The sequence below is a fragment of the Mesorhizobium sp. M0208 genome, from assembly GCF_040322015.1.
In the GTDB taxonomy this organism is placed as follows: domain Bacteria; phylum Pseudomonadota; class Alphaproteobacteria; order Rhizobiales; family Rhizobiaceae; genus Mesorhizobium.
In genome coordinates, this window is record NZ_JAMYSP010000008.1 from 30,149 (window position 1) to 43,498 (window position 13,350).

At 62.5% G+C, this 13,350-nt stretch carries 11 protein-coding genes and 1 pseudogene; 5 read left to right on the top strand and 7 right to left on the bottom strand.

Annotated features, from left to right (window positions below; translation table 11 throughout):
* Positions 1 to 14 precede the first annotated feature (14 nt).
* Positions 15 to 1,850 (bottom strand): monovalent cation:proton antiporter-2 (CPA2) family protein, encoded by a 1,836-nt coding sequence (locus NKJ17_RS10610; protein ID WP_352507860.1) that lies wholly within the window; start codon positions 1,848 to 1,850, stop codon positions 15 to 17.
* 228 nt (positions 1,851 to 2,078) lie between these two features.
* Here NKJ17_RS10610 and NKJ17_RS10615 point away from each other — a divergent pair, with 228 nt between their 5' ends.
* Positions 2,079 to 2,345, top strand: coding sequence for a hypothetical protein (locus NKJ17_RS10615; RefSeq protein WP_352688266.1), 267 nt, complete (start codon positions 2,079 to 2,081; stop codon positions 2,343 to 2,345).
* A gap of 62 nt (positions 2,346 to 2,407) precedes the next feature.
* Here the strand turns inward: NKJ17_RS10615 and NKJ17_RS10620 are convergent, their stop codons facing one another.
* From NKJ17_RS10620 to NKJ17_RS10635, 4 genes are all read right to left on the bottom strand, one after another.
* The gene (locus tag NKJ17_RS10620; protein WP_352688268.1) at positions 2,408 to 2,962 is read right to left on the bottom strand and encodes a hypothetical protein; all 555 of its coding nucleotides are present in this window, start codon (positions 2,960 to 2,962) and stop codon (positions 2,408 to 2,410) included.
* A gap of 87 nt (positions 2,963 to 3,049) precedes the next feature.
* Positions 3,050 to 4,144: a YcjF family protein gene (locus NKJ17_RS10625; RefSeq protein ID WP_352507864.1), complete on the bottom strand. Its 1,095-nt coding sequence runs from the start codon at positions 4,142 to 4,144 to the stop codon at positions 3,050 to 3,052.
* Positions 4,141 to 5,619 carry a YcjX family GTP-binding protein gene (locus NKJ17_RS10630; RefSeq protein ID WP_352688270.1) on the bottom strand — a complete coding sequence of 493 codons (1,479 nt, stop codon included), beginning with the start codon at positions 5,617 to 5,619 and terminating at the stop codon, positions 4,141 to 4,143. Before NKJ17_RS10630 ends, NKJ17_RS10625 begins: the two co-directional genes overlap by 4 nt.
* A 62-nt stretch (positions 5,620 to 5,681) precedes the next feature.
* A complete protein-coding gene (locus NKJ17_RS10635) occupies positions 5,682 to 6,185 on the bottom strand; it encodes a SixA phosphatase family protein (RefSeq protein ID WP_352478984.1) in 504 nt (167 codons plus the stop codon).
* Between the two features lie 263 nt (positions 6,186 to 6,448).
* On the opposite strand from NKJ17_RS10635, the gene dksA reads away from it, so the two are divergent.
* Complete coding sequence (dksA, locus tag NKJ17_RS10640; RefSeq protein ID WP_023674847.1) at positions 6,449 to 6,865, top strand: RNA polymerase-binding protein DksA; 417 nt, start codon at positions 6,449 to 6,451, stop codon at positions 6,863 to 6,865.
* A gap of 82 nt (positions 6,866 to 6,947) precedes the next feature.
* Here the strand turns inward: dksA and NKJ17_RS10645 are convergent, their stop codons facing one another.
* Positions 6,948 to 7,706, bottom strand: coding sequence for a hypothetical protein (locus NKJ17_RS10645; protein WP_352478983.1), 759 nt, complete (start codon positions 7,704 to 7,706; stop codon positions 6,948 to 6,950).
* Positions 7,707 to 7,907: 201 nt separating this feature from the next.
* Between NKJ17_RS10645 and cckA the strand changes: the two genes are divergently transcribed.
* Both cckA and NKJ17_RS10655 read left to right on the top strand, forming a co-directional pair.
* The gene (cckA, locus tag NKJ17_RS10650; RefSeq protein ID WP_352507866.1) at positions 7,908 to 10,481 is read left to right on the top strand and encodes a cell cycle histidine kinase CckA; all 2,574 of its coding nucleotides are present in this window, start codon (positions 7,908 to 7,910) and stop codon (positions 10,479 to 10,481) included.
* An 83-nt stretch (positions 10,482 to 10,564) separates the two neighbouring features.
* Entirely contained in the window at positions 10,565 to 11,275 is a 711-nt protein-coding gene (locus NKJ17_RS10655; protein ID WP_254817383.1) for a purine-nucleoside phosphorylase, read from the top strand.
* A gap of 49 nt (positions 11,276 to 11,324) precedes the next feature.
* Here the strand turns inward: NKJ17_RS10655 and NKJ17_RS10660 are convergent.
* Positions 11,325 to 11,719: pseudogene (locus NKJ17_RS10660) on the bottom strand (hypothetical protein).
* 301 nt (positions 11,720 to 12,020) lie between these two features.
* Here NKJ17_RS10660 and urtA point away from each other — a divergent pair.
* Positions 12,021 to 13,331, top strand: coding sequence for an urea ABC transporter substrate-binding protein (gene urtA, locus NKJ17_RS10665; protein WP_502894309.1), 1,311 nt, complete (start codon positions 12,021 to 12,023; stop codon positions 13,329 to 13,331).
* Positions 13,332 to 13,350: the final 19 nt, after the last annotated feature.

Sequence of the window (13,350 nt, forward strand, 5' to 3'; positions counted from 1 at the left end):
CGTCATTCCAAGGTTTAATCGGCCGGTTCGGATTTCTGCAGCACGCCGGCGGTCTCTTCGTTGAGCGCCTGGCCCGCGCGTCGTGGCGTGCTGAGCGGCGTCGGAATGGGGGTGCCGATATTGCCTTTGAGAAAGCGTCGCCCGGCGCGGATGCCTTCGGCCAGCTGAAGTTCGAAACGGGCAGTGTCGCGGCGACGGACATCCTCGATGACCTCGGCGACCTCTTCCGGGTCGACGCCAAGGGCTTCCAGTGTCGAGCCGCCGAAGACAAGCGCCGATTCGAAGGTCTCGCGGAGCTGATAGTCGACGCCGGCACGAATGAGCTGCAACGCCGTACCGCGGTCGAAAGCCCGTGCCAGCACCGTCAGCAAGGGAAATTCCGCCTTGATCAGTTCGGCGATGCGCACGGCGGCATCGGGCTTGTCGACGCAGATCAGCACTGCGCGTGCCCGCCCGGCTCCCGCGGCACGCAGGATGTCCAGCCGCGTGCCGTCGCCATAATAGACCTTGAAGCCGAAATCGGCTGCCGCCTGGATCATTTCGACCTCATTGTCGATGATCGATACGTCGATGCCGCGCAACAAAAGCGGCTGGCTGGCGATCTGGCCGAACCGGCCAAAGCCGATGATCAGCACGCTGCCGGTCAGGCCGTTGGCGACATCGACGCCTTCAAGCGACTGCTCGTCGCGCGGCGTCAGATACCGCAGGGCTATGATTGCCAACGGCGTCAGCACCATGGAAATGATGACGATAGCGGTCAGCATCGCATTGGCCTGGCTATCGATGATCCCGACTGCCGCTGCTGCGGAATAGAGGACGAAGGCGAATTCGCCGCCTTGCGCCATGAAGACCGCGCGCTCGAGCGCTTCCCGGTGGCCGGTTTTGAGGACGCGGGCAACGATATAGATGCCGATCGCCTTCATCATCATGTAGGCGACGACATAGATGGCAATGAGCTGCCAGTTGACGACGACCACATGCAGGTCAAGTGACATGCCGACGGCGAGGAAGAACAGCCCGAGCAGAATGCCGCGGAACGGTTCGATGTCGGCCTCCAGCTGGTGGCGGAAGGTCGATTCCGACAAGAGTACGCCGGCCAGGAAGGCGCCCATCGCCATCGACAAGCCGGAAAGCTGCATGGCGAGCGCCGATCCGAGAACGACCAGAAGGGCGGCTGCGGTCATCACCTCGCGGGCGCGCGCATCCGCCAGGATACGGAAGAACGGATTGAGCAGATAGCGTCCTGCAAGCACCAGCCCGACGATCGCGGCAAGGCCGATACCGACCTCCGTCAACCGATCCGACAGGCTCATATCGGCACCGCCCGGCGCGAGGAAGGCGATCAGCGCCAGCAGCGGCACGATGGCCAGGTCTTCCAAAAGCAGGACCGAAACGATGCGCTGGCCCTTGGGCGTGGCCAGCTCGCCGCGTTCTTCCAGCAATTGCATGACGATGGCCGTCGAGGTGAGCACGAAACCGGCGCCGGCGACGAAGGATTGCGCGATAGGAAAACCTCCCGCCAGCCCGACGCCGGTCAGCAGGACCGCGCAGACGCCGACCTGCAGCGCGCCAAGCCCGAAAATCTCGCGGCGCAGGCCCCACAGCCGTGACGGCTGCATCTCCAGTCCGATGATGAACAGGAACATGACGACGCCGAGTTCGGCGACATGAAGAATGGCTTCCGATTCGGAAAAGATGCGCAGCCCAAACGGGCCGATCACGACGCCGGCCGTCAAATAGCCGAGGATGGAGCCAAGTCCCATGCGCCTGAAGATCGGCACCGCAACGACGCCGGCGGCAAGCAGCGCCACCACCTGGATCAGATCGCTGTTCGATGCCTCCGCCGCCATGCCTGCCGTTCCGCTCTCTTGCAACAAGCGGCCAAGATAGGGGCTTCGGAGCGGATCGAACAGTGCGAATCCGGTGCGTCGTGGAAGCGATATTGCAGGCGCACTGCACAGGATAATGGGCCTCCGGGCGTTGCTTGTTCCAGCGATCCGGCGCTAAGGACGCCCGGCTTCGGCCAGTGGAGGGTGAGCGACGATCAAGTCGCGGCCCTTTTTGAGGAGATGACTGACATGAAGACGTTTTTGCTGGTTGCCGTTGGTATCGCGGCACTTGCCGGCTCCGCCTGTTCCAAGGCACCGGAGTGCACGACCGAGATGCTGAGCAAGAAGGCTCAGGACATGACTGCAGCGCTTCAGGCTGCGATTACCAAGGATCCGGCCAAGGCAGCCGATCTCACAGCCAAGGTCCAAGCGGTCACAACCAAGTATCCGGGTAGCACAACAGCGGCTGACGCCTGCAAGGCCTATGACGAGCTGACTGCGGCGATCAAAGGCTGAGCGCCCATTGCATGTCAAAGAGGGCGGCGCCGTTTGGCTGCCGCGTTTTTCATGCCGGAGACTCAGTTCGGAGCGATGGAGCCAACTTCTACCGCATCGACCCGCTTCAACTTCATGCCGATGACCGGGACCAGTTGCTGGTCGACGCGCACGGCAACGGTCACCGTCATCGAATTGTCGTCTGGGACAAGCGCCTGCATTACGCCGCGCAACTGATTGCGATTGATGGTGAAAACCACCTTGTGCGCATCGACGACATTGCCACCGATAATGTCGAGGCCGGACCCGGCGGCGCCGCCCATGAAGCTGCCCTTGTAGCCCTGGCGGCCCTTGTGCTCGATCGTTGCCGACATCTGCTGGGTGAACATGCCGACCCGGCAGCCGCCGTCGAGCGACATGCCGACTTTGCCGTCAGGCGTCGAGCCGGTGAAGCTGCAGGTGAATTTCGTGGCCTTGTATTTGCCGGCGACGATTTCTCCGGGGCCGACCCATTTGCCTTCGACCGATCGAAAGAACTGCTTGTCCGGTTCCGCCCCCGTAGCCTTTCCGGCAATGCCGACGGTTGCGACAAGCGCGAGCGCCACGGGCAGCCCGCTGGACAGAATAACGCTTTTCATCGACGACACCCGGCAACAAAGAGACTGGTTTGGACACTTCCGACCATGAACAAGATTGGTTAATGCTTTGTCACCCCAAGGCAATAGTCACGTTCGGGAAACGGATGTTTCTTTTTCTTTCTTTGCTGCAAAGGACGTCAGTGCGGAGAGAAAATCGCCTAATCCGGGCCGCCTGACAGCGTAAAAGGGCAGGGGCCTTGCGGTTTCCATCGCTGCAATGCCGATACGCGCCGTCATCATGCCGTTGACGACGCCTTCGCCGAGCTTGGCCGAGAGCCGGGCGGCAAGGCCGTGGCCGACGATCTGTTGGACGAAACTGTCGCCGACGGCGATCGACCCGGTGACCGCGAGATGGGCAAGAACGCTGCGCGCCAGGCGAAAGAAGCCAAGCGTGCCCGGGCGGCCGCCATAGAGCTCCGACAGTCGCCGAATCAGCCGGCCGGCTTCGAATACGACATAGGCGACGTCGACCAGCGCGCGCGGGCTGACCGCGGTCACCAGGGACACACGCTTTGCCGCCTCGAGGATCATCACCTTCGCGCGGGCGTCGAGCGGGCCGAGGATCTCGGTCTCGGCCAGGCGCACCAGATTGCCGCCGTCAATGATCTCGCCGCGCAATTCGGCCAGCGAGCGCCTGCCGGCCGCGGTTTCGGGCTTGGCCGAGACAAAGACCGACAACTCGTCGACCACGGCTCGGGCGGTCTTCGGATCGTCACGGGCAATCGCATCGAGCGCCCGCTTCTGCAACTTTTCGACCTCGGCAAGCCGGGCAATCGCCATGAACTCGCGCACGAGGATGATCAGAAGCGCCAGGATGGCGATCGCGGCCATGCCGGCGGCCAGCCAGCCCAGCCACTCGGCGCGCTCGAACAGGTCGCGAATCAGCTGGTCGGTCCAGAGGCCGACGGCGAGCGAAACCAGAACGCCCAGCGCGCCGAAGAACAGGCTGCCAAGCAGCGAACGTTTTCGCGGCGCAATCGCCGGCGGCGGCTCGGCAGCAACGATATCAGGCTCGTCGAAGACGTCGATCTCCGCCGGTGTGACCACAGCTAGATCCGCCTTCACGGTACGCGGCTTTCGCGCCGGCGCGGCCTCGGACGCAGCATGGCGAGCCGTCGAATCTTGCTTCTGCTGGGGCTCCGGCTCGATGCGAAAGGCCGCCGGTCTGCGGGGCGCACTCATGCGAGATGATCTCCGATCAGGAACTGCAGCGCGCGGTCGAGCCTGATATGTGGCAGCGACAGCGTGACGCCCTCGGCGGTGCGCTCGAGCTTCGGCGGGCGAAAGCGCACGAAGCGGATTGCGGGGTCGTCATTGTTCTGCCGGCGGATCGATTCGGCAACGTCGAACAACGCATCAACTTTCTCCGGCAAGTCTCCGGGAAATATGGCTGTTTCGGTCTTTCCGTCAAAGGTTTCGCCGTTGATTTTTTCGCCACGCAATGGCGTGCCGATAATGACCGGCAAAGTCTCGCGGCCCTGCTTGACCGCGCCTTCACGGGTCGCGCGCATGGCCGCCATGGCGACGACGTCGACGTCGGCTCCGGTGTAATTCGCCCGCGCCCCGGCGCGGTCGGCTAGCCGCCGCACGATGGCCTGCAGGCGGTCGTGGCTTTCGTGGTGCAGGTGGTCGGCCTTGGTCGCGGCCACCAATATGCGGTCGATGCGCCTCGAAAACAGGTCGGTCAGGAGGTTGCCCCGGCCGGGCCGGAAACAGGACAGGATTTCGGTGACCGCGCGCTCCAGATCGGCCATCGCGCCGGGGCCCGCATTCAATGCCTGCAATGCGTCGATGAGCACGATCTGGCGGTCGAGACGCGTGATGTGTTCGCGAAAGAACGGTTTAACGACATGCGTCTTGTAAGCCTCGTAGCGCCGCTCCATCATAGCCTGCAGCGATCCCGAGCGGGAGCGCCGGCCGTCCAGATTCGGCAGCGGCGCGAAGGTGAGAGCGGGCGAGCCTTCAAGATCGCCGGGCATCAGAAAGCGGCCGGGCGGCAAGGTCGAAAGCGCCCGCTCATCGAGCTTGCAGGCCTTGAGATAGGCCGCGAAGCTCTCGGCGAGACGGCGCGCCGTCATCTCGTCGGCGTCGGCGTTGGGGTCGACCGGATTGGAGAGCGCCCGCCATTCCCGCGAAAGATCGACACGCACCGGCAACACGGCCATCTCGAAGGCCTCACGCGAAAAATCGGCGTAGGACTTGCCGAGCAGCGGCAGGTCGAGCAGCCATTCGCCGGGATAATCGACGATGTCGACCGACAATTTGCCGGCGGAAAACATGCGGCTCCAGCCAGAGGCCGATTCGTATTCGATGGTGAGCCTCAGTTCGGAAATCGCACGCGTCGAATCCGGCCAGACGCGCTCGTCGACAAGAGCCGCGATGTGATCCTCGTACTGGAAGCGTGGTACGGCGTCGTCCGGCTGCTCTTCGAGAAAAGCCCGGGCGATGCGCCCCGATTTTTGTGCCTCAAACAGCGGCAAGCGTCCACCATGGACCAGATTGTGTACAAGGGCCGAGATGAACACCGTCTTGCCGGCGCGGGACAGCCCGGTCACGCCAAGCCGCAGCGACGGAGCGAAAAGCCCGGCAGCGCGGCCTGACAACGTATCCAAGGCAATCTTGGCCTCGTCGGTAAAAGTCGTCAGCGATGATGCCAAATCTGTTCTCGCGGGCCGGTCAGGCTCCGATATAGGCTTTGATGCGCGGCTTTGAAATGGCCTCAGATATCCGCAGGCGTCAGGAAGGCTTCGAGATAGCCGGTGCCTGGCGCAGCCTCGGCAAGTCCGCCGTTGAACCGGACCACGGCAAGTGCGGAGGTCGGGAAGCCGTGGTTCAGCATGGCCCGCGCGGTCTCGTTGCCGTCGCCCGACAGCGCCATGGCGAGATCCTCAATCATCGGATTGTGGCCGATGGCGAGCAAGGCATCCAGCCCGCCATTCTGCCGGATGGCAGTGAGGTATGCGGCGGCATCGTCGCTGTAGAGGGTGTCACAGAACAGCACCCGGCCCGTGTTGGTATGGCCAGCCAAGCTTTCCAGCGTCTGGCGGGCGCGCTTGGCGCTTGAGCAAAGGGTGAGGGCCGGTGCGTATTTGCGGGAACGCATCAGTACGCCCATCGCTTCGGCGTCGGCGAAGCCGGATTGATCGAGCGGGCGGTCGAAGTCAGCCACACCAGGCAGCGCCCAGCCGGCCTTCGCATGCCTCAGCAGGTAAAGTCTGGTCACGGAACCCCCGATAATGTCGGGTACCGACCGGTCAAATGCGGCCGCAGGAATTAGCCATCAGAAGCGTTTCGCGCGCAATGCCGATGCCCCCTCAAGCATAATGAATCATGCGCGAATTCGGGCGTGCCGTTCATGCGAATGATGTCGCCAATGTCGGTTTGTCCCACATAAACAAATGCGTGAAACTGTCGTCGATTGCGCTTGTGCAGTTTTCGGTCCGCGAATATATAGGCGCCAAATTTGGGGTTTGTTGGGTGAGTCGAATGAACGACATCGTTACCGCCGATTACGTACCCTCCGAAGACGAGCCGTTTATGAACGAGCGGCAGAAATCCTACTTTCGCATGAAGCTCGTCACCTGGAAGAACGACATCTTGCGCGAAGCGCGCGAAACTCTCGAAATCCTGCAGCAGGAAAACGCCAACCACCCTGACCTCGCCGATCGCGCCTCCTCCGAAACCGACCGCGCCATCGAACTTCGCGCCCGCGATCGCCAGCGAAAACTCATCTCCAAGATCGATTCGGCCCTCCAGCGCCTTGACGAAGGCACTTACGGTTACTGCGAGGAGACGGGCGAGCCGATCGCGCTGAAGCGGCTCGACGCGCGCCCGATCGCCACCTTGTCGATCGAGGCACAGGAGCGCCATGAGCGGCGCGAGAAGGTCTACCGCGACGACTGAGCAGGCGGGAAAAACACGGCATCGGTAGAGCGTTCAAAATGGCCGGTTTTCCGGCCATTTTCATTGGCCGTTCGCTATCGCCCTATCTTTTCTGATTGGACAACTCGCCGAGGAGCTTCGTCATCTCGTCGTCGAGAGAGGGCGATGCCTTCGCCACCGGCTTGCTCGCCGTTTGGCTGAAGCGTGGCTCGTCGAGGGAAACCTCCAGCTCCTTCATCAGCGCATCGTCGATCGACTCATGCTGTGCCGGCGGCTCGTATCTTGCCGGGGAGTCCTGTCTTGCCGGCTGCGGCGCATGCCGCGAGGCATTGGCATTGACGGATCCATAACTTGGCAACGGTGTAACGTTCGATGCCGGTTTCGGCGCCGGCGTAGGCGCCGGCATTGTTGCCGCCATCGTCGCCGTCTGGCGGGCTCGGACAGGGGGTGCGGCCGCGCTTGCCGGCTGCGGCGGCGCTTGCCTCGCCGGCGCGGCTGTGGTCTGAGCTGGCCTTGCTGCCGGCTGATGGCTGTTGTCTCCGGTCAATGCCGGGCGGCGCAGCGCCGAGAGCCTGATGTCGCGCTCGACGACGACGTCGGTCGGACCACCGATCAAGAGCAGGTGCTCGATATCGTCGCGGCGCACCAGCACCAGCCGCCGGTGACTGTCGACCGCTGTGGCATCCATGACAGCCAGCCGCGTCTTGCGGTTCCTGCCCCCGGCGACGAATGTTCCGAATGTCAGGCTGCGGACCAGCCTGATGATAAGAAGAATGATGAGCAGCAGGACAAGTACTGCAAACGTCCATAGGATTGCTGCGGCATAACCAGGCCCCGCCACGCCATCCAGCCATTGCAGCATTGGTTCCCCCAAAATCAGCTTTCGAAGAGAGGCGACACTAGACTGTTGCGGCAGGCCACCGCAAGTTGCCTTTCACGCTTCGTGAACAGCTCGAAACCGGGAGCCGAACGGCGTCATTTTTAGCGGACATCTGCCGCCGGGCCTTTTCCCGACCCTGAGAATATGATTCAACCGACGCCGGAATTCACGAGCAGGGGGCACATGGCCAAGGAAGCGCGCGGCGATTTCTATCCGGTACCTATCGTCGACCAGAACACGCGACCGGGCGCGGTCACCCGGCTCATCGTTTTCATCGTCGTCCTGACAGGGGCAGCGATCGTCTTCGGCCTTTTCCGAGAGCGACTTGGCGATCCATTCCTGCTCGGCATGCTTGGCGTGCTGGCGATGATCGGCGTCGGCTTTCTATTCGCCACTGCGATCGGCTTCGTGCATATCACGCCGCGCTCGACAAGCGACGAACTGTCGAAAGCTTTCGTCGATTCGATGTCACAAGGTCTCCTGGTCACCGACACCAAAGGCCGTATCATCTACGCCAACCGGACCTATGCCGATATGACGGGTGCCGAGTCGGCCGCCGACATCAAGACGGTCGAAGGTTTGCTTTCAGACGTTCCCGAGGCCTCGGTGACCATATACCGGCTGGTGTCGGGCCTGCGCGACGGCCAGCCGGGCGACGGCGAGTTTCGGCTTGCGCAGTCCATTCGGCCAGGCGCCGAACCGGGCGCGCGCTGGTACCGCGTCCGGGCCCGCGCGTTCAGCGTTCCAGGCCAGCGGCTGCCGATGCTTGCCTGGCAGCTTGCCGATATCTCGCAGGAACGGGCCGAGCAGGAGCGGTTCTTTCTCGACCTGCAAAAGGCGATCGATCACCTCGATCACGCGCCGGCCGGTTTCTTTTCGGCCGACCAGGAAGGCCGCGTCACCTATATCAACGCGACCCTTGCGGAGTGGCTGGGCATCGACCTGGCCAGCTTCACTCCCGGCGCCATCACGCTGCCGGAGATCGTCGCCGGCGACGGCATGGCGCTGGTCCGTTCGGTCAAGGCCGACGCTGGTACCACGCGCAATGCCGTTATCGACCTCGATCTGACGACGATGACCGGCGAGGCGCTGCCGGTGCGCTTCATGCATCGTGTCTCGGCCAGCCGAGAGGGGCTCAACGGCCCGACTCGCACCATCGTGCTCAACCGGACGCAAGGCGAGGACGCTTCGGCCGACCTCCGTGCATCGGAAATACGCTTCACGCGGTTCTTCAACTCGACGCCGATGGCGATAGCCGGCGTCGATCATGCCGGCCGCATCCTGCGCACCAATGCGCCGTTCCTGTCGCTGTTTTCCTCGGTCGTCGACCGCGACGCGGTCGATCGGCGTGTGCGGCTGGATACGGTGATCCACGAGCGCGACCGGCCGGCTTTCGCCGCGGCCTTTGAAAAGGCACGTCAGCAACAGGCTGACATCGAGCCGATCGATACGGTGCTGCCCGGCAATGAGGAGCGCCACATACGCTTCTACGTCAATGCGGTCGCTGACGGCACCGGCGGCGAGGGCGCCGAGGAATCGGCCATCGTCTATGCCGTGGAGACCACCGAGCAAAAGGCCCTCGAGGGCCAGATGGCGCAGAGCCAGAAAATGCAGGCGGTCGGCCAACTCGCCGGCGGCATCGCGCATGATTTCAACAATGTGCTGACCGCCATCATCATGGCCTCGGACCTGCTGTTGACCAACCACCGGCCGTCCGATCCGTCATTCCCGGACATCATGAACATCAAGCAGAACGCCAACCGGGCGGCCTCGCTGGTGCGGCAGTTGCTGGCCTTCTCGCGCAAGCAGACACTGCGGCCGGAGGTGCTCAACCTGACCGACGTGCTCGCGGATCTAAGGATGCTGCTTGCCCGGCTGGTCGGCAACGACATCAAGCTCAAGATCGACCATGGCCGCGACCTGTGGCCGGTCAGGGTCGATATCGGGCAATTCGAGCAAGTGGTGGTCAATCTGGCGGTCAATGCGCGCGATGCGATGCCGGCCGGCGGCGAACTCACCGTACGTACCCGCAACGTCAGCGCCGGGGAATGCAAGACCTTTTCCTATCGCGAACTTACACCGGCCGACTATGTGCTGGTCGAGGTCGAGGACAGCGGTAGCGGCATTGCGCCTGATGTGCTGAAAAAGATCTTCGAGCCCTTCTTCACGACAAAGGAGGTTGGCAAGGGAACCGGCCTCGGCCTGTCCATGGTCTATGGCATCATCAAGCAGACAGGCGGCTTCATCTTCTGCGATTCCGAAGTCGGCAAGGGATCCGTGTTCCGCATCTTCCTGCCGCGGCACATTGCGGAGGCAAGGAAGGCGGGCGAGGCTGGAGAGGCGCCGGCCGCACCTGCCAAGATCGCCGACTCAGCCAAGGACCTGTCGGGCTCGGCCACGGTGCTGCTGGTCGAGGACGAGGACGCCGTGCGCATGGGCGGCATGCGGGCGCTGAAATCGCGCGGCTACACCGTCCACGAGGCGTCGTCGGGCGTCGAGGCGCTTGAGGTCTACGAAGCGCTCGGCGGCAAGGTCGACGTCGTGGTGTCGGACGTGGTGATGCCGGAAATGGACGGCCCGACGCTGCTTGGCGAATTGCGCAAACGGCAGCCCGACATCAAGTTCATCTTCGTGTCCGGCTATGCCGAAGACGCGTTCGCCAGGAACTTGCCGGCCGACGCGCATTTCGGCTTCTTGCCGAAGCCGTTTTCGCTCAAGCAATTGGCCACGATCGTAAAGGACATGCTGGAATCCTGACCCTTCCAACGCTCCGCTTGCGCAATGTCGTGAGACTGCCATGATGGCAGGCGAAACGGGCGACGGGTTTTGGAAAGCATGCCGTGACGCCACACAACGAAGCTAGCAAAGGCGACTACGCAAGCACGGTGCTGCTGCCGGGCGACCCGCAGCGCGCTGAATGGATGGCGGAAACCTTTCTGGAAGCGCCGCGCTGCGTCAACCGCCGCCGCGGCGCGCTCGGCTTTACCGGGCTGTTTCGCGGCAAACCTGTCAGCATCCAATCCACCGGCATCGGCGTCTCTTCGTTCCTGGTCTATGTGCATGAGCTGCTGGACTTCTATGGTGCGAAAACACTGATCCGCACTGGTACCTGCGGTGGCCTGACCGCCGAGATGGCGCTGCGCAGCCTGGTGATCGCGCAATCGGTGCGTGGCGAAAATGCGGAGAGCGGCCAGGTTTTTGGGCTCTATCGTGCCGATGCCGGCCCCGATCCGGCATTGTTGACCCAGGCATTGGCCCGAGCTTCGGAACTCGGCATCGACCATCGGGCCGGGCTGACCATTTGCAGCGATATTTTCTATCATCCGCTGGGGCGCGAACGCTTTGCCGAAGCACAGGCACAGGGCGCGCTCGCCGTGGACATGGAAACCAGCGCACTTTACCGCATTGCGGCCGATTTCGGCGCTCGGGCGCTGTCGATCCTGACCGTCGTCGACAACGTGGCAACCGGCGAGCAGACCGACTATTCCGAACGCCAGGGGCTTTTCACCGATATGACCCGGCTGGCGCTCGATCTGGCGGCGGAGAGCTAGGCGGCTTTGTGCTTCGGAGTACGGAACCTCGCCAGGTTCCGTACTTTTTTCAACGCTTCGTGCAGGTCGAGGCGGTAAAGGCGCCGTCTGGCTGCTTCATGATGATGTCGAAGGACGGGGTGGTTCCGCTTTCCAGCGTCGCCTGCGTAAGCGAGATCGAGTTGCCGCCACTGGTATAGCCACCCAGCGGACCTAGCCAGGTGATCACGCCGTCTGCATCCATCTGGTAATTGTAGCTCTGCGGCGCGATGCCCAGCTCACAGGACCGCTATAGACGTTTCCCTTGATGGTGATGTCGCCGAGGCTGAGGAACATGCCAAGCAGATAGACTTCGCAATGATAGGAGCCGTCCGGCAGCTTGCCGTCGCTGAAGCCGGCGCGCGCTACGGTCGTCGCCGCCAGCAGAAGCATGGCGGTGAAAATGCAAGAAGCTCTGAAAGCCATTTGATCGCTCGTTAAAGGGGTTCAAACTTGCCCATTTCGCCGCGGCGCTGCAATCCTCGCCAGCACTCATATGATGCTGCTCAAAATTCAGGCATTGGCCTATATGTGAGCAAAACTTAGGCTGATATGGGTGATCCTTTCTCGTTTCGAACATAGCAGGCGAGGTTCATCTCCTGCAGCTAATACATTAACCGACTGACAGAGCTGGGAAATCTCAAATCCTCCGACCTTGCTCCGGTGATTGGCACAGCCGTTGCATGGTCTGTCCCGATGCAGTTAACCAGCTTGGGAGTTTAAAAGTATGAGGGGCAGTTTCTCGACAATAGCAAAAATGTTTTCGGCCGGCGTGGTCACCGCCGGCCTGCTGATGAGCGTTCCCGCCAAGGCGGCCGACGACACCATCAAGGTCGGCATCCTCCATTCGCTGTCGGGAACCATGGCGATCTCGGAGACAACGCTGAAGGACGCCATGCTGATGCTCATCGAAGAGCAGAATGCCAAGGGCGGCCTGCTCGGCAAGAAGCTCGAGGCGGTGGTCGTCGATCCGGCTTCCAACTGGCCGCTGTTCGCCGAAAAGGCGCGCGAGCTGATCTCGAAGGACAAGGTCGCCGCGGTGTTCGGCTGCTGGACCTCGGTGTCGCGCAAATCGGTGCTGCCGGTGTTCAGCGAGCTCGACAACATCCTGTTCTACCCGGTCCAGTATGAGGGTGAGGAAAGCGAGCGCAACGTGTTCTACACCGGTGCGGCGCCGAACCAGCAGGCCATTCCGGCCGTCGATTATCTGATGAGCGAGGATGGCGGTTCGGTGAAGCGCTGGGTGCTCGAAGGCACCGACTACGTCTACCCGCGCACCACCAACAAGATCCTCGAGGCCTATCTGAAGGCGAAGGGCGTTGCCGCCGAAGACATCATGGTCAACTACACGCCGTTCGGTTTCTCCGACTGGCAGACCGAAGTCTCGGCGATCAAGAAGTTCGGCTCGGCCGGCAAGAAGACCGCCGTCGTCTCGACCGTCAATGGCGACGCCAACGTGCCGTTCTACAAGGAGCTCGGCAACCAGGGCATCAAGGCCGAGGACATCCCGGTCATGGCCTTCTCGGTCGGCGAGGAAGAGCTTGCCGGTCTGGACACTGCGCCGCTGGTCGGCCATCTCGCCGCCTGGAACTATTTCGAAAGCGTCGATACGCCCGAGAACGCGAAGTTCATCGCCGACTGGCACAAGTTCATCAAGAACGACAAGCGCACCACCAACGATCCGATGGAAGCCCACTATATCGGCTTCAACATGTGGGTGAAGGCGGTCGAGAAGGCCGGCACCACCGATCCGGACAAGGTCATCGACGCCATGGTCGGCGTCTCGGTGCCGAACCTGACCGGCGGTTATTCGACCATGATGCCGAACCATCATATCACCAAGCCGGTGCTGATCGGCGAAATCCAGGCCGACGGCCAGTTCGAAACCGTCTCGCAGACGCCGGGCCTGGTGATGGGCGACGAGTGGTCCGACTACCTGCCTGACTCCAAGGACCTGATCTCCGATTGGCGCGCGCCTCTGTCCTGCGGCAACTTCAATGTCGCCACAGGCAAATGCGGCGGCAAGGGAACCAACTGATCCTCCCGGTCTGTCCTCC